At 42.4% G+C, this 19,407-nt stretch carries 14 protein-coding genes; 3 read left to right on the forward strand and 11 right to left on the reverse strand.

Features of this window, described 5'->3' with window-relative positions; translation table 11 throughout:
* Positions 1–158 precede the first annotated feature (158 nt).
* From J1C81_RS09770 to J1C81_RS09810, 9 genes are all read right to left on the reverse strand, one after another.
* Positions 159–1,598 carry a 6-phospho-beta-glucosidase gene (locus J1C81_RS09770; RefSeq protein ID WP_002915972.1) on the reverse strand — a complete coding sequence of 480 codons (1,440 nt, stop codon included), beginning with the start codon at positions 1,596–1,598 and terminating at the stop codon, positions 159–161.
* 209 nt (positions 1,599–1,807) lie between these two features.
* The gene (locus tag J1C81_RS09775; protein WP_001291473.1) at positions 1,808–2,068 is read right to left on the reverse strand and encodes a SemiSWEET family transporter; all 261 of its coding nucleotides are present in this window, start codon (positions 2,066–2,068) and stop codon (positions 1,808–1,810) included.
* A gap of 248 nt (positions 2,069–2,316) precedes the next feature.
* Positions 2,317–3,891 carry an ATP-binding cassette domain-containing protein gene (locus J1C81_RS09780; protein ID WP_002915980.1) on the reverse strand — a complete coding sequence of 525 codons (1,575 nt, stop codon included), beginning with the start codon at positions 3,889–3,891 and terminating at the stop codon, positions 2,317–2,319.
* Positions 3,892–4,037: 146 nt separating this feature from the next.
* Positions 4,038–5,330 (reverse strand): radical SAM protein, encoded by a 1,293-nt coding sequence (locus J1C81_RS09785; protein ID WP_002915982.1) that lies wholly within the window; start codon positions 5,328–5,330, stop codon positions 4,038–4,040.
* A gap of 410 nt (positions 5,331–5,740) precedes the next feature.
* Entirely contained in the window at positions 5,741–6,088 is a 348-nt protein-coding gene (locus J1C81_RS09790) for a VOC family protein (RefSeq protein WP_002915984.1), read from the reverse strand.
* Positions 6,089–6,198: 110 nt separating this feature from the next.
* Positions 6,199–7,974 (reverse strand): pyruvate oxidase, encoded by a 1,776-nt coding sequence (spxB, locus tag J1C81_RS09795; protein ID WP_002915987.1) that lies wholly within the window; start codon positions 7,972–7,974, stop codon positions 6,199–6,201.
* A 313-nt stretch (positions 7,975–8,287) separates the two neighbouring features.
* Positions 8,288–8,920 (reverse strand): SGNH/GDSL hydrolase family protein, encoded by a 633-nt coding sequence (locus tag J1C81_RS09800; protein WP_002915989.1) that lies wholly within the window; start codon positions 8,918–8,920, stop codon positions 8,288–8,290.
* Positions 8,920–9,777, reverse strand: coding sequence for a Cof-type HAD-IIB family hydrolase (locus tag J1C81_RS09805; RefSeq protein ID WP_002915994.1), 858 nt, complete (start codon positions 9,775–9,777; stop codon positions 8,920–8,922). The genes J1C81_RS09800 and J1C81_RS09805 overlap by 1 nt, the downstream gene beginning before the upstream one ends.
* A 7-nt stretch (positions 9,778–9,784) precedes the next feature.
* Entirely contained in the window at positions 9,785–11,449 is a 1,665-nt protein-coding gene (locus J1C81_RS09810; RefSeq protein ID WP_002916002.1) for a MutS-related protein, read from the reverse strand.
* Between the two features lie 180 nt (positions 11,450–11,629).
* On the opposite strand from J1C81_RS09810, the gene J1C81_RS09815 reads away from it, so the two are divergent.
* From J1C81_RS09815 to J1C81_RS09825, 3 genes are all read left to right on the forward strand, one after another.
* Entirely contained in the window at positions 11,630–12,271 is a 642-nt protein-coding gene (locus J1C81_RS09815) for a GntR family transcriptional regulator (RefSeq protein ID WP_002896558.1), read from the forward strand.
* Positions 12,272–12,517: 246 nt separating this feature from the next.
* Positions 12,518–13,708, forward strand: coding sequence for a quaternary amine ABC transporter ATP-binding protein (locus tag J1C81_RS09820; protein ID WP_002898349.1), 1,191 nt, complete (start codon positions 12,518–12,520; stop codon positions 13,706–13,708).
* 14 nt (positions 13,709–13,722) lie between these two features.
* Positions 13,723–15,447: an ABC transporter permease/substrate binding protein gene (locus tag J1C81_RS09825; protein ID WP_002916004.1), complete on the forward strand. Its 1,725-nt coding sequence runs from the start codon at positions 13,723–13,725 to the stop codon at positions 15,445–15,447.
* Positions 15,448–15,552: 105 nt separating this feature from the next.
* Here J1C81_RS09825 and J1C81_RS09830 read toward each other — a convergent pair whose 3' ends face one another.
* Together J1C81_RS09830 and J1C81_RS09835 are read right to left on the reverse strand one after the other, a co-directional pair.
* Positions 15,553–17,682 carry a transglutaminase domain-containing protein gene (locus J1C81_RS09830; protein ID WP_032909771.1) on the reverse strand — a complete coding sequence of 710 codons (2,130 nt, stop codon included), beginning with the start codon at positions 17,680–17,682 and terminating at the stop codon, positions 15,553–15,555.
* A gap of 245 nt (positions 17,683–17,927) precedes the next feature.
* Positions 17,928–19,373 carry a glycoside hydrolase family 1 protein gene (locus tag J1C81_RS09835; RefSeq protein WP_002916006.1) on the reverse strand — a complete coding sequence of 482 codons (1,446 nt, stop codon included), beginning with the start codon at positions 19,371–19,373 and terminating at the stop codon, positions 17,928–17,930.
* Positions 19,374–19,407: the final 34 nt, after the last annotated feature.

Consider the following 19,407-nt stretch of genomic DNA (forward strand, 5'->3'; position numbering starts at 1 on the left):
GAATCGAACTTTAAAATAGAAAGAAATAAGAAATGTATGTGCTATAAAAAGGAGACTCAGAATGTTTAAAATTTTTTGCAAAATCGTTTTTAGAAGTATTACTTTCGTCCTTGAGGGCTAAGGAAAAAAGCTGAGACATTCATATCTCAGCCTTTTTTCTATTTCACAGATGCTCCGTTAGTTGCGATGACTTCCTTATACCAGTCAAAGGATTTCTTCTTGGAACGTTTGAGTGTTCCCTTGCCTTCATTATCCCGGTCCACATAGATAAATCCATAGCGCTTCTTCATCTCGCCAGTACCGGCTGATACCAGGTCGATACAGCCCCAGGTCGTGTAGCCCCACAGCACCACGCCGTCCTCATTGATGGCTTCCCGCATGGCCTTGACATGGGCCGCCAAGTAGTCAATCCTGTAATCATCAGCCACATAGCCATTTTCATCCGGACTATCCACTGCACCCAGACCATTCTCCACGATAAACATGGGCTTTTGATAGCGATCCCAGATGGTATTTAGCGTAATGCGCAAGCCCAGTGGATCGATCTGCCAGCCCCACTCAGAAGCTTCCAAATAAGGGTTCTTCAGTGAAGCAAAGATATTGCCCTCCGTTAGCTCATTGACCTTAGGATCTCCCGAAGACACCCGGCTAGAGTAGTATGAGAAGGAAATGAAGTCCACCGTATGCTCCTTGAGTAGTTGCAGGTCTTCTTCTGTCATTTCGACAGTGATGCCCTCGCGCTCCCAAGCTTTCTTGGCATAATTGGGATATTCGCCACGCGCCTGCACATCAATGAAGAAATAGTTTTTCCTGTCTTCCTCCATACCAGCCCATACATCACGTGGATGACAGGTATTAGGATAATTTTGACCCGCTGCCAGCATACAACCGACCTTATTTTCCGGATCAATCTCATGAGCCAGCTTGGTAGCAATGGCTGACGCGACCAGCTCATGATGGGCTGCTTGGTATTTGACCTGCTCCTCATTTTCGCCTTCTTCAAAGCAAAGCCCCGCCCCCATAAATGGTGCATGGAGGATCATATTAATTTCATTGAAGGTCAGCCAGTACTTGACCAAGCCCTTGTAGCGGGTAAAGAGAGTGCGGCAGAGACGCTCGTAAAATTCCAGCATGCGACGATTCCGCCAACCACCATATTGCTCGATCAAGTGCATGGGACAGTCAAAGTGAGTAATGGTCACCAAGGGCTCAATGCCGTACTTATGGCATTCCTTAAAGAGGTCTTCGTAAAATTTCAGGCCAGCTTCATTGGGCTCCAGCTCATCCCCCTTAGGGAAAATCCGACTCCAAGCAATGGACAGACGATAGGTCTTAAAACCCATCTCGCCAAAGAGGGCAATGTCCTCCTTGAAACGGTGGTACATATCAATGGCTTCCTTGGCTGGGTAGAAATAGCCTTCCTCAAAGTCAAACATCTTTTTCTTACCCGTGATGATGGCCAGACGATCCTCACCAATCGGCACCACATCTACATTGGCTAGCCCGCGACCATCCGCATCATAAGCGCCTTCGCACTGGTTGGCAGCTGTCGCTCCGCCCCACAAAAAACCATCCGGAAAAGTCAGTTTTTCAGTCATATGTCTACTCGCTTTCTAATTGCTTGTTTATTTACTTATATTATAGGTCATTCTGTAAACCTTTTCTTATAAAATACTGTGATACACTGATACTATTCTACTATTTAAGTTGATCAGATCCTTTTTAAAAAAATTATCCTCTCAAAAAAAGCAATAGTCTCCTCTGAAACAAAAAAAGAAGACTGAAAACCAGTCTCCTCCTGTTTCTTTTAAATCAAAGCTGTGATAGCCGTTACTAAGCCAAAAACAATCCCAGGTGCATTGGCTGCTGCAAGTGGAATATCTCTTTCTTTTTTGAAAAGTCCATAATAGACCCAGAGACTGCAGTTGATTGCTGCAACCAAGGGCTGGATGAAATTCCCCTTTTGGCCAGCTAGATTGTTCATGATTTGTGGGAAGTAAGACACATACATCATAACAGACATGAAGGTCGCTACCCAACCCAGAATTTTCATTTGTTTTTCAGACATTTTTATAGTCTCTTTCATTTTTGCTGAATCTTATTTTATAATCTTCTTTCAAAACAATCAAGTCTTTAAAACTTTTGTTATAAAGTTGTAAACTATCACAATCTTGTGATAAGAAAGAAGAGTGAGGTTAGAAAAAGTATATAATCAGAAAAACGCATATTACTATGCATTGAAAAATCTTGATACTGGGTGTTTTATTGCTGAAATATTTACTTTATTTTCTGATAAAACTGACTTTTAAGCCAGATTCAATATTTTCCTAAATCTACAACTTGTTGATATCTACTTTCATCATCAATATGATGGGCAATTTCTAACATCATAACAGGAAGAGAAAATAGTAGTTCATGTACCATGAGGGCGTTTTCTTTATCTAGGGTTGCGGTCACTTCATCAGCCAATAACAGATTTTTTCTACGAAGAAGAAAACGTGCCAATTCAATCCTTACTCTTTGTCCCCCAGAAATATTCTCCCCGTTATTTTTGATAATAAAATCCATCCCACCCGTCAATTCAAAATCTAGTTTGACTTGTTTCAAAACAGCAAGCAACTCTTCCTCAGAAAATTCTTGTCCTAAGGTCAAATTATAACGCACTGTATCATTAAAGAGAAATGGATGTTGACTAATAATTCCTATACTGGATACAAAACTTGATGTACATTCATTAACAGTTGTAACGCCGATAATTTCTCCCTCATCTGCTATTTCTTCTCCAGTAATGAGTCGAAACAAGGTTGACTTACCACAACCACTCGGTCCTTTGATTAAAACTTTCTGACCTGCTTGAACATCCAAATTTAGATGAGTAAAAAGTTGTCTGTCACCATAGGATTTACTTAAATTTTTAATGTGTAGAGCATTCAATTCTTGCGCATCTTTTTTATCTATCTGTTTTACATCTCCAATTTCTAATACTCCAAAAATCTTATCTGCTGTCGTTTTTGCCCCTTGTATATCTACAGCATCATACATAATAGTCTGAATAGGGCTCACTAGCTGACCTGCTGCGATGTACATGGCAACAAGACTTGCCACTGACACTTTCTGCCCAGCCATAGCAAAGTAAAAACCTAAAACAAGTGGTAAAACTTGGCTTAAAAAGACCATGAAACCGTTGCAAAAGAAAATTATATTATGGGTAAAGCAAAATTTTTGAATGGCTAGTTGATAATGTCGATTAATCTTCCAAAATCTGTTCTGATTTTCAGAAATTGCTTGGTTCATGAGTAGAGTATGTGCTCCTCGGATACTATCAGATACTTGATTATGCACTTCTACTCTGCCTTGAGCCATGTCATCACCAGTATGTTTGAGTCTTTTACTCATCAAGAACTGAGGAATAGGACGTAAAATAGTGAAAAAGACAAAAATACTACCTAGTAACAAATTTTGCGAAATAATATAAATCGCTGTTAGTATTGCTACAAAGCTCCAGCAAATGATATTGACGTATTTTTCTAAGTAATTATCCCCCAAATACTCCATATCTTGTGTGAGCATGGTGATTTTTTCATCTTCGTTAAAATCTTTATTTGTCATCAGCTTGTCAAATAAATCTGCCCTCATATTCATTTGAATTTCACGTCGAAAAACATTATGTGTATGATTACAAAAGAGCATTAAGCTATACAAGACGAAGTATACTGTAAAGCCAAAAATAGCAAACTGTATGATTTTAGAATAAGTCAGTTCTCCTTGATTTAAGGACAAGGCTTGTGATACGACTAAGGGTTGAGCAAGAGCTAAACCTCCATTTGCCAGTGCACCGATGATAGTATAAAACTTCGTTTTCTTATCCAGATAGTGAAATATTTTATTCATAATGCCCTCCTAGAAAAAGAGAGAGGCTAGCACTCCTCTCCATTTTTATTATATAAACTTAACAAATATTACAATTATTGCTTACAACTTCAGGTTTTTTTACAACCTTTTTGTTTTTCTTGATAGACATTTTTGCTTACCCCTCTCTAGTCCACATCTAAAATATCTTCATAGCATCCGGAAATAGCATAAAGTGCTAGATTTTTACGAATTTTCTCTTGCATATTCTTACAAATCACAGAAGAGCTTAATTTCGTAATATGCTTGGCCATTGGACAAAAGCCTGATTTACAAACCAAAACAAAGGGACATGTTTTACAATCTTCTCTAACAGATAGAAACCATCCTTTCATTTTATCTTTGTTAATAAATCCAGTATTGATATTTCCAAAAACATTTTGATTATCGTACAAAGCAACTGTACATGCTTGTACAATACCTCTAACATTAAACATATAGTGGTTTAAACGATTGGCATAACAAGAAAAGGAATTGTGAACCACAATGCTTGGCAAAGATAGATGGTATCCCAAATCAACTGCTTTCTTAGAAATACCAAAACTCATATCATTTTTAAATACTGTAACACAGTCGTCTTTAGAACGATCTCCTTGTCCCCAGTTACCAATATTATGATATAGAAGAAAAAATCTATCATCATTCTTAAAGTAACGGCCATCATTTAATAGAAATGACTCCATATGGTCATAATTTTCTTTCGATATATTGAATCTTAAAGTACAAATAAAATCTAAATCACTATCCTTCATTTTATGAAGATTGTTTAAAATTCGCGCATAGGAACCTTTTTGATTTTTTAACACACGTTGAGAATCATGACTCTCTCCATCACCATCAATAGTAATCTGAAAATTAGTAACATCATACTCTCTTACTAATTTTTCAAATTTGGAAGATGTTAACAAAAATCCATTAGTAGTAATACTTGCTGAATACGTTATTCCAAATCGCTCGCAAATTTTCAAAAATTCTAGTGAAAGCCGTTGAATTGTTTTATAGCCTAACAGAGGTTCTCCACCAAACCATGCTATCCTTAGGAAATGATATTGAGAATTACTCAATTTTTCTTCAGCAAATTTTAAAATAGCATTTTCTGTTTCAATAGACATTCCAATATTTTTAAAGTGTTCATAACAATACTTACATCGAAAATTACAATCTCCATGAGTAAGAATTGTAAACTCTAGTATCTCATTATTCCTATCTTCTATCTGTTTTAAATATTTGTTTACCTCATTTTCTTCAAGTAAATATTTATTCTCTTCCAAATAGGCAATATATTCACTTTCCGTTGTTTTATTTTCTTGTATATTCTTCTTCAATTCATTAGTAATCAAAAATGAATGATTATTTTTGGTATTAAAATATACACTACCATCTTCAGTATCATACCTTAAGACATATCGTGATAATTTCATATTACCACCTCTTTATTCTTTGATTTCTTTACATACATTATATACCTATTAAAATGATAATTCAAACAAAAGTCAGAAAATTAGAAAAGTTCTACATTTTAATAATTTTCAATCAAGTACAAACTAATTTCAAATCTCCTTATCTACTACTATACATGCCTTACTATCACATTTCTGTTCGTAGAGACACAATCTCGCTATTCCTTCCTCTGACGATTCTTATGTCCAACGTCATACTTAAAACGGGTCTATCACGAGACTGTTTTAATCCGTTACCTCACGATAGTCAAGCTCAGAAGTCACTATTAGGTTTACCTAAAAAAGACCGGGTTTCTCCGATCTTTCAATTGTTCATATTCTCACATTCTGTTTTAAGAATGATTAAGGTCAACTTCAAATGACTAATCGTCCTATTTCATTCGATAAAAATCAATCACTAGACCAGCAGGTCCTTTAACTAGTAGCGATTCCGTACCCCAATCAGTTACAGCTGGGCCGTGTAAAATCTCGGCACCAAGCTCTTTCAACCGTTTGTAGTTCTGCTCTACATCCTCAATCTCGATGTGAAGAATGATGCCTGACTGAAAACTTTCCAAAGGAATCAAATGATTTTGTGACAACATGAGGCAGTGACTGCCAATCGTGAACTGAGCAAAACTGTCGTCAACATAATCGGCTTTTTTATCAAAAATACGCTCCAAGTCAGCACAGACTTGGGGAACATCTGAAACAATAATATCTAATTGATTTAAATTCATTGACTATTCTCCATAAAAAGACCAGATTGCTCCGATCTTTTCAAGTTCTGCTCTAAGAAAATCAAAGAACAAAGTCTACAAAATTTACATTTGATTTTCGACGAGAGGAATTATTTAATTGCACGTGATTGCAATCCTTCTTCTTCCAAGAAGAGGCGGAATGGTACGAGTTCTTCTGCTTCGTATTTTTCCTTGAAGGCTTTGATTGCTTCTTCTGAGTGAAGTTTTGGATCTAGTTCAAGTACTTCTACTGGAAGCGGACGGTGTTGAGTGATGCGAGCATCGATAACAACAGTTTTACATTCTTTATTCAATTTAACAGCTTCTGCAACGACTGCATCGATATCTTCGATACGGTCAACTGTAAATCCAACGGCACCTTGAGCTTCAGCAATTTTAGCGTAGTCAGCGTTTGTGAAGTCTACACCAAACAAGTGTTTGTTTGTGTCTTCGTATTTGTTCTTGATGAAGGCATACTCAGCATTTGAGAAGACAAGGTTGATAACTGGAAGGTCGTATTGAACGTTTGTGATCACGTCTGGATAGCACATGTTGAATGCACCATCACCCATGATGTTCCATACTTGGCGATCTGGATTGTCTTTCTTAGCAGCGATACCACCAGGAAGGGCGATCCCCATTGTCGCAAAGAGTGGAGATGTACGCCACATGTTCTTAGGTGTCATGTGAAGGTGACGAGTAGATGTTTGAGTTGTGTTACCTACGTCAATTGAGTAGATAGCGTCTTGGTCAGCGTATTTGTTAACTGCATTGTAAACTTGGTACAACTGCAACTCACCCTCAGTTTTACCTTCGAGTTTGTTCATGTAATCACGCCAGTTTTGGTTGTTCTTAACGTTTGCACGCCACCATGGAGTAGATTCAACTGGGTTTACTTTGTCAAGAATCGCTTTAGCTGCTTGACCTGCATCACCAAGGATAGAAGCGTCAAGGGCATGGCGTTTACCAAGTTTGTAAGGGTCAATATCCACTTGGATGAATTTTTCAGTGTTCTTGAAGGCTTCGTACACTTCAGCAAATGGGAAGTTTGACCCAAGGAAAAGAACGGTGTCTGCTTCAAAGACTACTTCGTTGGCTGGTTTCCAACCAACACGGTAAGCAGAACCTGTCAAACCTTCATAGTTCCATTCGAAAGCTTCAAAGTTTTTACCAGTTGTGATGATTGGTGCTTTGATTTTACGTGACAATTCAGTAATCACTTCACCAGCTTTAACACCACCAAATCCAGCGTAGATAACAGGGCGCTCAGCCTTGTTCAAGATTTCAACTGCTTTGTCAATTTCAGTTTCGTTCAAGGCAGGAGCAATGAATGAACGCTCGTAAGAACCTGATCCGTAGTATGAGTTTTCGTCGATTTCTTGGAAACCGAAGTTTACTGGAATTTCAACAACGGCAGGACCTTTTTTAGAAACAGCAGCACGGCAAGCTTCGTCAATTACTTTTGGCAATTGCTCAGCGTAAGCGACACGTTTGTTGTAGACAGCGATACCGTTGTACATTGGGTTTTGGTTCAATTCTTGGAAGGCATCCATGTTGAGTTCGTTGACTGGACGTGATCCAAGAATAGCAAGGAATGGAGTGTTATCCATAGCTGCATCGTAAACACCGTTAATCAAGTGAGTCGCACCTGGGCCACCTGAACCAACTGCAACCCCGATTGAGCCGCCGAATTTAGCTTGCATCACCGCTGCAAGAGCACCAGTTTCTTCGTGGCGAACTTGCAAGAAGCGGATATCTTTGTCTTCAGCCAAAGCATCCATGAGTGAGCTGAGTGTTCCTGATGGGATACCGTAGATGGTGTCTACGCCCCATGTCTTCAATACGTTGAGCATTGCTGCAGATGCAGTAATTTTTCCTTGAGTCATAATAATAACTCCCCTTCAATAAAATAATTTTTCAGTTATTGAAAACATTTCCACTTGTGAATGAAAACGCTTCAAGCAACTTTACTCTATCAATTTATCATGTTTTTTCGCTCTTGTATAAGAATATGCTCATAGATGATATAGAACTATTACATAACACACAGCCCTAAATTTTTTCACAAAGTCCAATGTGTTTTATAATAATTTTCATAATCCCTTTGAAATCAAGCATCATTCACAGAAAATTTTTGTAAGTTAAGGAAAATAAAAAAGCTCTGTTCTGGTAAAACAGAGCTGTATCCTTACGAAGAAACTACAAATATTCCTGCAAAGCCTTGGACAGAGCAGCATAGCCAGAAATGGTCAGATGGAGGCCGTCAGTTGTATAATCTGGGCGCAGCTGGCCTCCCTCGTCCAGAAAAGCATCGTAGAGATCAATAAACTGGACATTCATGTAGGCGCTAGCCAGCTGGCGATAGGCTTGATTGAGGGCCTGAATCTTTTCATTGCTGCGGACATAGACCGTGCTCTTGTAGGCCGGAGCTTCATTGACGGGAAGGACAGACAGCAACTGGATCTGAGCCAGAGGATAATCACGAGAAATCTCCTGAATAATGGCTTCTAAATTGGCCAGCGTTTCTGTCTGAGGCATCTCCTTGCCAATATCATTGGTACCTATCAGGATAAAGACCTTATCCAAAGCCTGCCCAAAGAGATGGGCATCCAGATTTTCTAAAAGCAAATCAGTCTTATAGCCCCGAATGCCGCGGTTGACCAGTCTTTTATCCGTCTGCAATAGTTCCTGCAATGGATAGTATTCTACGATAGAATCTCCGATAAAGATGATGTCTGGATCCTTGACGGAGAGTTGATTGAGTTCTCTGTAGTTTTGCTGCAATTTTGCCTGCTCCTTGAGAAGCCATTCTTCTAATAATTGTACTGCCATTATCCTTTTTCCTCTTCTAAGTATTGCTCAAGCACCTGTAAAACACCGGCTTCTGTATTGACCGGCGCTAGGTAATCTGCTACCTTTTTGACTCGCTCATCGCCATTCTCCATAGCGTAAGAAATACCAGCTAATTCAAGCATTTCTATATCATTTTCACTATCGCCAAAAGCCATGATTTCCGAGCTTTGAATCTGCCACTTAGCCATCAGTTGCTGCAAGCCCCAAGCCTTGTGCATCCCATCTTGGAGGATGTCAATGGCTCCATAACCACTAGCAACCGCGCTCAATCGGCCTGCAAAATGCTGATTAATCAGACGAGCATACTCTGCTGCTGCCGCCTCTTCTACCATCATACTCATTTTCAAGACCTTGTCAAAGGAATAATCCTGAAGGCTAGGCACAAAGTTCATCCGTTTGTGGAAAAGCTGGGCCATTTCCTTGGTCATAACCTTTTCAATCAAGGGAAACTCTGTTCCCTCTTGAACAAAGCCGCCTCTTTCGGAGGTCACAACCAGCTGAAGCTCCCTTTCATGACCGGAAAAATAAGCCAGCGCATCCCTAATCAATCCAGGTTCCCAGAAGCTGCTCATGCTTAGCTGGTTCTTTTCAAAAATCCGGGCTCCGTTGGCGACTACCAAGGTCATGCGTTCTACCAAATCTCTCAATAGCAGACGCATCCGTGGAATTTCATTACCAGTAGCCACCACAAAGCGAATGTCTCTCTTCTCCAATTCATCTAAAATAGTAGCCAGACGCGGCAAATCCAGCTGTCCCTGTCCGTCTAGCAAGGTTCCATCCATGTCTGTCGCTATCATCTTTACAGTCATCTTTTTATCCATTTCTATCTTTATCATCTGGTTTTTACTGTTCCTTTTCCAGCAAGTTCCAAGAACCGCTGGCTTCGTAGGCGGTGATTATCTCCCTGGCTGTATCCGTGATCTCTTCTGGATAGTTCAGGCTCTCTAGTGTATTAACCGCATTCTTGGTCAAAGCGCTGCCTTGCTTAATCTTATAGTCAAAGACAATCTCTCCTGCTATATATTGACTGTCAAAGTGATATTGAGCATTGAGCTGACCAGAGGCTGCTACCAACTCCACATCATGACTCGAAATCATGTAAAGACAGGGCTTCTGAGCTAGCCAATCAATGATTGCCAGCCCTGCACCTATCCGCTCAACAGTATTGGTTCCCTTAAAAAGCTCATCGATGAAAAAGTAGTGCAAGCCCTCTTCTTCCAAGGAATCTATCATGCGCTCAATAGCCCTGCTCTCAGCGATAAAGTAACTATCCCCAGAGCCGATGTCATCGGTCACATCCATTGAGCTCAAGACATGACCATGCTGCAAGGTCATCTTCTCTGCGCAGGCAAAGCCTAAGCCCTGAGCCAAGATAGCATTGATAGCTGCTATTCTCAGGTAAGTCGATTTTCCAGAAGCATTATCACCACTAATCATCATATTCTTAGAAAAGTCCAAATCATTGCTGACAGGTCGCTCTAAGAGTGGGTGATAGAGACCCTTGCCCTTCATTCCAGATGAGCTTGTAAAACTAGGTTTCGCATAAATTGGCAGGCTTTCCTTGTAGTTAAGTACAGCAATCGCTGCCTCTAAGCGACCTAGAATCTCCAGCACTTGCCTAGCCTGTTGATTGGCCTTGACCAGACGATTGGAGATATAGGCCTGAGCCAACTGAGGTATCAGCAAGACGGAGTTGAGATAAAGATAGAAAATCTCCAGCTCAGAGGCACCCGACTGGGGCCGAAAGACTTCTCCAAAAAGCTTTATTCGGCTGAAAGAAGCCAACGCTTCTTTCAGGGCAGCTTGCTGGGGCAAGGGCAGGCGGGCAATCTTTTTACCAATATAGAAGATCCGTACCAGATAGCTCATGCTGTCCAACTTCATCTCGAGAGACCAGCGCGTGGCCATGGAGTAAACAATATTAAAGGCCATGCTGATGATGAGAACTATGTATCCCAGACTTGGATTGATAAAATAGAGGAAAGGAGAAAGTAGCGGAATCGAAGCCAAAAATAGGTATAAACTTCCCCTGTGATTAGCTTGAGCTGGTTTATAGATCAGTTTCTTTGCTTGATTGTGATTTTTCTTGCCAATCTCAGAAAAAAGTAGCTGCAGCTGACTGCGCACCTCTGGATGCTGAGCCAAATAGGACTGCAAATCATCAAATTCCTGATCTGCCTCGAAATGTAGCAGGCGGAGTTTGCTGTAAAGGTACTCTGAACCTAGACTGGATTGAGCTGCTGTATCAATATCCTGAAAAATATCAAAAAAGTCCAAGTCTCCCCAAGTCTGGTCGTCCACCAAACTATCATAGGTTCCAGCTTCTTCGTCTAATAAAAAGGACTCATATAGACTGGACTCACTGTCTGGCCGGCAATCCACCCGTTCACGACTTCCCCAAGCAGTAGCTAAACGTTTCTTAAAACGAAGCTTTCTCCGAATGGCAGAGACTATGACAAGCACCAGTACCGCCAAAAAGCCCGGTAATACCAAGATAAATTGTGACATAAATGTCCTCACCCCTTCCAGAAAACCTCTGACTTTTAGACATATTATACTACTTAAAAAAGTAAAAAGAAAGGCAAGAAGAGGTGGATAAGACGGTCGATTTTACAAAGGGCACTTTTCAATCTTCCAGTTTTATATTATAATCATAGCTATATTCCTGTCGTAAAATTGGAGGTCCTCATGAGCAAAAAAGAAGTCGCATTCCCACGCTACCAGCAGATTGCCGTCGCCATTGCCGAGCGAATCGTTGACGGCAAATATCCCATCGGCAGCAAAATCTATGCCCGCTCTACCCTAGCCAGCAACTTCAATGTCTCCCCTGAGACAGCCCGCAAGGCTATCAATGTGCTGGTAGATCTGGAAATCATGGAAGTCCGTCACGGCAGCGGGGCCTTCATCTCCTCCAAGGAAAAAGCTCAGCAGTTTCTCGAGACCTATAAAGATGTCAACTCTCTGCAGGACCTCAAAAGCAAGCTCCACCAAAGCATCCAGCGCCAAGAGGAAGAATTTGCCAACTTTTCCCAGCTGCTCAATCAGCTTCTCAGTCGAACTAAGGATGTCCAGCAGCGCTTCCCTTTCAATCCCTACGAGCTCCAGCTCTCAGCAGACGCCATCAACCTAGGAAAATCTATCAATGAGCTCAATATCTGGCACTCGACTGGCGCTACCATTGTCGCAGTCCAGCAGGGAGACCAACTCCTAATCTCGCCTGGTCCTTATACCAAGCTGGAAGCCGGCAATACTATCTACTTTGTTGGCAACGAATTATCAGTCGGTTTGATGCATAATTTATTTTTTAATGAAATTGAAACAAACAAGTGAAACAGCACTTGTTTTTTCTTTGTCAAAAAACAGAATAGACAGACGAATCCGCTGTCTGACAGGGTTTTTGCGGCTTTCAGAAATATTCCAGAAAATCAACCTCCTTTTTTATAATAGCCGAAAAATGCCGGTCTGACGGCCTTTTGGGTTTGACAAAGTGACCACACGATGTTATACTGTGATGGTCTTTTAAGTGACAACTTATCAAAATAAACATGTAGTCACTTGTGCAAAAGGAGAAATACGTTGAATAAACTAGAAGTAAAACATTTGACTAAAATTTTCGGTAAAAGGCAAAAGCAGGCACTGGAAATGGTGCAGCAAGCCAAAAGCAAAACGGAAATTTTAGAAAAAACCGGTGCTACTGTCGGAGTTTATGATGTAAACTTTGAGGTCCAGACCGGAGAAATTTTTGTCATCATGGGACTGTCCGGTAGTGGGAAGTCTACTCTTATCCGCCTGCTCAACCGATTGATTGACCCGACATCAGGCGACATTTACATAGACGGCCAGGATGTAGCTAAGATGAACGAAGAGGAGCTGCGTGACGTTCGCCGCCACAAGCTCAATATGGTCTTCCAGAACTTCGGACTATTTCCGCATCGGACCATTCTGGAAAATACTGAGTTCGGCCTGGAAGTCCGAGGTGTTGATAAGGAGGAGCGCACGCGCCTAGCTGAACAAGCTCTGGACAATGCCGGTCTCCTGTCCTTCAAGGATCAATACCCCGATCAGCTCTCCGGTGGGATGCAGCAGCGGGTCGGCCTAGCTCGAGCCCTGGCCAATAATCCTGACATTCTCCTCATGGACGAGGCCTTCTCAGCTCTAGATCCCCTCATCCGACGAGAAATGCAGGATGAGCTGCTGGATCTGCAGGCAGAGCATGAGCGTACCATTATCTTTATCACCCACGATCTCAATGAGGCTCTGCGTATCGGTGACCGCATTGCCATTATGGCTGACGGTCAGATTATGCAGATTGGCACTGGTGAGGAAATCTTGACCAATCCAGCCAATGACTTCGTTCGAGAGTTCGTTGAGGATGTGGATCGCTCCAAGGTCTTGACTGCCCAGAATATCATGACAACGCCACTGACTACCAACATTGACATCGACGGACCAACCGTGGCCCTTAATCGGATGAAAAAAGAAGAGGTCAGTATGCTGCTGGCTGTGGATAGGAAGCGGCACCTCAAGGGCAGTCTGACTGCCGAAGCTGCCCGCGATGCCCGTAAACAGCATCAAGCACTGGCTGAAGTGATTGATAAGAACGTCCGCAAGGTCACTCAGGAAACCCTGATTACCGATATTTTCCCGTTGATTTACGATTCACCAGCGCCTCTGGCCGTTGTAGATGATAAGGACAAGTTAGTCGGCGTTATTATCAAAGGTCGAGTCATCGAAGCCTTGGCCAATACTACTGAATCTGAAGAATAAGGGAGGTTCGCATTTTGAATATTTTACAACAGCCAATCCCCGTTTCTCAATGGGTTGAGGCCTTTACTAACTGGGTAACAGATACCTTCTCTGGGCTTTTCTCGGTCCTTCAGGCTATCGGAAATGCCATCATGAATGGAATGACAGATACCCTGCTCTTCATTCCGCCCCTGCTCTTTATCGCAGTCATCACTATCTTTACCTATTTGATTTCCAAGCGTAAGCTGGGGCTGCCCCTGCTCACCTTCCTAGGCCTGCTCTTTGTTTACAACCAAGGCCTCTGGGAAAATCTCATGAATACTGTGACCTTGGTCATCGTCTCCAGTGCCATTTCCATTATCATCGGTATTCCTCTGGGGATTTGGATGGCTAAGAGCAACCGTGTCGAAGCTGTCATTAAGCCCTTGCTGGACTTTATGCAGACCATGCCGGCCTTTGTCTACCTGATACCGGCCGTGGCCTTCTTCGGTATTGGTATGGTGCCTGGGGTCTTTGCCTCTGTCATCTTTGCCCTGCCACCGACTGTCCGCTTTACCAATCTAGCCATTCGTCAGATTCCAACCGAGCTGATTGAAGCGTCAGACTCTTTTGGGGGCACTGGCAAGCAGAAACTCTTCAAAGTCGAGCTGCCTCTGGCTAAAAATACCATCCTAGCTGGGGTCAATCAGACCATCATGCTGGCTCTGTCCATGGTCGTTACTGCCTCTATGATTGGGGCGCCAGGACTTGGCCGCGGCGTTCTTTCCGCCCTGCAGCATGCCGACATCGGTTCCGGCTTTGTCAATGGGGTATCTCTGGTTATTCTGGCCATTATCATTGACCGCCTGACCCAGAAGCTCAACCAGCCTCTGGCTAAAAAATCACCGGTCACTGCCAAGGAAAAACGCAACAAGATTATGCTCTGGTCTGCTCTGGTTGCTGTCATCCTGACAGCCTTTGTCGGAAATCAAGTGACCAAGCTTCAGCAAAGCAAAAAAGAAAAGGTCAACCTTGCCTATGTTGAATGGGACTCCGAAGTTGCCTCAACCAATGTCGTAGCGGAAGCTCTCAAGGAAATGGGTTACGATGTCACCATCACACCGCTGGACAATGCCGTTATGTGGAAGTCCGTTGCTAATGGCGAAGCCGATGCCATGGTTTCTGCCTGGTTGCCGACCACCCACGCTGCTCTCTATGAGGAGTACAAGGACAAGCTAGTGGACTTGGGGCCAAACCTTGAGGGCGTTAAAACAGGGCTAGTCGTACCAAGCTATATGGATGTCGACTCCATCGAAGACCTGTCAGACCAAGCCAAGAAAACCATCACAGGTATTGAGCCCGGCGCTGGTATCATGACCGCAACTGAGAAGACTATGCAAGAATACAGCAATCTCAGTGGCTGGAATCTTTCTTCTTCCTCAACAGGAGCCATGACTACTGCTCTGGATCAGGCTATTAAGAATAAAGAAGATATCATCGTAACCGGCTGGTCACCACACTGGATGTTCTCCAAATACGACCTCAAATACCTCAAGGATCCTAAGGGAACCATGGGCGGCAAGGAAGCTATCCACACTATTACTCGGAAAAATCTAGACAAGGACTTACCAGAAGTCAACAAGGTCCTAGACAACTTCAACTGGACTCAAAAGGACATGGAAGAAGTTATGCTTAAGATTAACGAAGGCAGCTCACCAGAAGCTGCAGCCAAAGAGTGGATTAAAAACCACCAGAAAGAAGTCGAAAGCTGGAGGAAATAAAAGCATAGAAAACCCTGAGATAACAGTATCTCAGGGTTTTTGATTGGCTTCTTCCTTGCCTTACAAGACTTTGGCATCTATTAAAGATTGCTTCTATTTGGAGCATCATTCTTTAATAGCATCTTCGTATCTGTCAAAGGCATAGTGGCTCTGTGCGTAGAGTGGATTATCCATGGCCAATAGCAAGTATTCGTTTTCTGTTTTATCGCTGTCTCCATCAGAGTCATTCCAGGTAACATCTAAAGCCAGCCACTGACCATCTACTTTTGCGAAGTTCCAAGTATGCGGGTCAAAATCATCTGTATTTCCACTCACATACATGGTTTCGAGACCAGCTTCCTGAGCAAGAGCCTGGAAGGTTACAGCATAAGCTTGACAAACTCCCTTACCCTCAAATAGCGGACCAGTAATATCAAAACTAGATTCATACTTGCGAATACCGTCCTGCATATCCTTAAACGCTTTTGAAATAGCTTCTTCTGATTCTTTATTCTCAATAGATGTTTTGTAATTCAAAAAGCCTTGGTAAGCAGCCTTATCATAGCTAATATGCTCAATCATATACTGATTAATTGCCTCAATCTTTTCTCTGTCGCTCATCTGGTCTTTGATGATGTCTTTAACAATCTCTTTGACTTTTTTCCGGGCCTTCTTATATTTGGCTGTTTCATCAGCATCGTATTTAAAACTTACCACATGTTGCTTAGCATCAATGGCAGGAACCACTCCCTGCTGAATGACTGGATTTTGCTCTAAAACATCGTGAAGCAATTCACTGACATCTCCTTCACTCAGCTCTGGAAACTCACTGTAATCGACATATTCTGCATCGGACAGAAGAGCCTTAGCAAAATATTCCTGCGCCGCACTTCTGGCTGCCACTCTTTCCTCAATATCACTAACATCATGAACGACTGTTTTACCCTTGAGATCCAAGTCAGCCTGCTCTACACTGATATATTTCTCTGAAACACCTGACTTGCTTTCCTCTTTATTGACCTTTTCATTATGCTTATCTACAACAGGCTGCACTTCTTCGACACTGGCCTGTTCAATGAAAAAGTCCGTTTTGACAGTAGGCATGCCCTTGATAGAGACCAGACATCTGACATCCCGACCTTCTTTTTCAATTTTTTCATAGACGATTGGAAAGTTCTGAGTCTGGCCATCCATCATCTGCAGTGGTGCTTCTTCAGGAATGTTTCCCTTCTGCCGTAGGGCGGAAACCTGGTCAGAAAAAGTCCGAAAATCGATTTGATTCGGCATCAGTTTCGCAAAGCTATCAGATGAGATAGGATTGCTGATCGTGCCTAAAGCTTCTTTGTCTTTGAGGGGAACAACAAGGAGTTCATAAGGCTTTTTCTCAACCGTTTTCTTACTGTAATCCTGATCGTAAGCCTGCAGCAACCGTTGTCTGGCAAGTATCGGATCATCTCCGGAACGGCCCCCGTTGCGGCTATCATAGTGGGTAGGCAAATCTGTCCGATACACTGTCGAAGTGACCCGATCGACCTCTTTATAGTTATAAAGACCTGTCTTGGTATCACTGCCAGGTATGGTTACATACTCTCTTTTTATAATGGAATAAGAGTCCGCTCCCGGCACTTCCGTCCATTCCAGCTGCAAGCGACCATCTCCGAGCAGACTGCTCTTGGTCTTCAGAGCTAGCTTATCGCGCCCTTTCTTATCTATCTTAACGATCCAAAGTTTTGGCTTTTTAAGCTTTTTACCTGTGCGCTCATCATCCCGTTGCAGCAAATAGAGCGTATCAAAGACACCCCAGCTCTCACCTTGCTTGGCTAGACCATATTCCGTATGCTCTCCATTTGCCTCCACTCTAGTCGCAGAGAAATGATAAGCTGGCTCAATCACTATCTGCCGCTTATCATTCAGCTTAAAGTCACCTCCTAAAATAGCTCGTAAGCTGCTATCCCCATAAATTTCAAAGGAAGAAATCAACTCAGTCTGTCCTGCATGTGGCAGTGTCTCAAAATCGTTAGGTTTTTGTACCTCTGTCGGAAATGTAATAGGCTCATTTTCCTTGATCTGAATGACCTTTTCTTGGACATCATAAGGAGTATTTTTGCTGTATTTTTCTCTCAGCTTACGAACACTTTCCGAAAATTGGCTGCCTTGCTCTCCTGGACCGCCACCGTTCTTTTGAAATAGACTGCAGCCCATCAGAAAACAAATCAACAGAGTAAGCAGAGAAATGAAACGGATTTTCCTACTCATGATTTTCCCTCCTGAAATAGATATTCTTAACATATTATACCATATTTTATTTGAGGCGTCTTTGTTTTTTTGCAAACGGATTCATGTATCTGTAATTTTGCAAATAAATTCTTACTTTTTTATAGAGACAGCTTTCCTTTGAAATCAAGAAGGTTCAACCAATTCCCATCTTAAAATATAGAAAAACCAAGCCAGATAGGACTTGGTTTATTTTATAAGGAGAGATTTTATTTTTTACAAGACTTTCAATCCCGATAAAGACTTTCACCATTCGACGCGATAACTTCTCTGTACCAATCAAAAGATTTTTTCTTATAACGGGCTAGAGTTCCGCTACCGTCATCGTTGCGGTCAACGTAGATAAAGCCGTAGCGCTTGCTGAGTTCTGCCGTGCTGGCTGAGACCAGGTCAATACAGCCCCAAGTTGTGTAACCTAGCAGTTCTACGCCATCTTCCAGCGCTTCTCCTACCTGCTGCAAATGCTGTTTGAGATAATCAATGCGGTAGTCATCTGCAACCGTTGGGCCAGTTGGACCATCCACCAAGACATCCTTGGCTCCGAGACCATTTTCCACGATGAAGAGAGGCAGCTGATAGCGGTCATAAAAGCTATTCAATACCAAACGCAGGCCAACTGGGTCAATCTGCCAGCCCCATTCTGAGCTAGCCAGATGAGGATTCATAATACAACCTAGCAGATTGCCTCGGCCGGAAGAATAATTTTCCGGATCATGAGCCGCAACCACACTCATATAGTAAGAGAAGGAAATGAAGTCTACAGTATTTTCAGCCAAAAGCTCTTTGTCACCTGGCGCAAACTGAATCTCAATCCCATTCTCCTTGAAGAAACGATTGATATAGGCAGGGTATTTCCCACGCGCATGGATATCAGAGAAGAGGTAGTTTTGATTTTCAAATTCCCGAGCTGCCAGCACGTCTTCAGGCTTAGGTGTCATGGGATAGGCTGGCATGGCGAGAACCATACAGCCAATCTTAAAATCAGGATTAATCTCATGACCAATTTTCGTTGCTAAGGCAGAAGCCACTAGCTCATGATGGACTGCTTGATAGAGGTCCTGCTTGGATAGTTCTTCAGCTGGCGTGGCAATGCCTCCGCTCATAAAAGGTGCATGGAGAACAGAGTTGATTTCATTAAAGGTCAGCCAATACTTGACCTTATCCTTGTAGCGAGTAAAAACCGTGCGGACATAGCGCTCGTAGAAGCTTATCAAATCACGGTTGGCCCAACCATTGTACTGACGAGCCAAATGCAGGGGAGTTTCATAGTGAGACAGGGTAATCAGCGGCTCAATGTCATATTTGGCCAGTTCGTCAAAAAGATTGTCATAAAATTGCAGACCAGCTTCATTGGGCTCCAGCTCGTCCCCATTTGGAAAAATCCGAGACCAGGCAATAGAAGTTCGGTAGACCTTGAAACCCATCTCCGCAAAGAGGGCAATGTCCTCCTTATAACGATGATAGAAATCAATCCCTTCCAGCTTGAGATTATCTGCTGTCGGCCCCTTGGTAATCAAAGGATTGCGGTCACCTGGCTTGGCTGGCACTCCGCCTTTTGGAGTCACATCCTGAACAGACAGGCCTTTTCCATCCAGATTATAGGCACCTTCATACTGGTTGGCTGCAGTTGCACCGCCCCAGAGGAAATTCTGCGGAAATTTACCCATTTGCATTTTCTCGCTTTCGTTTTTTTTATATTTATATTAT

It is taken from the genome of Streptococcus sanguinis (genome assembly GCF_050225395.1).
Taxonomy (GTDB): domain Bacteria; phylum Bacillota; class Bacilli; order Lactobacillales; family Streptococcaceae; genus Streptococcus.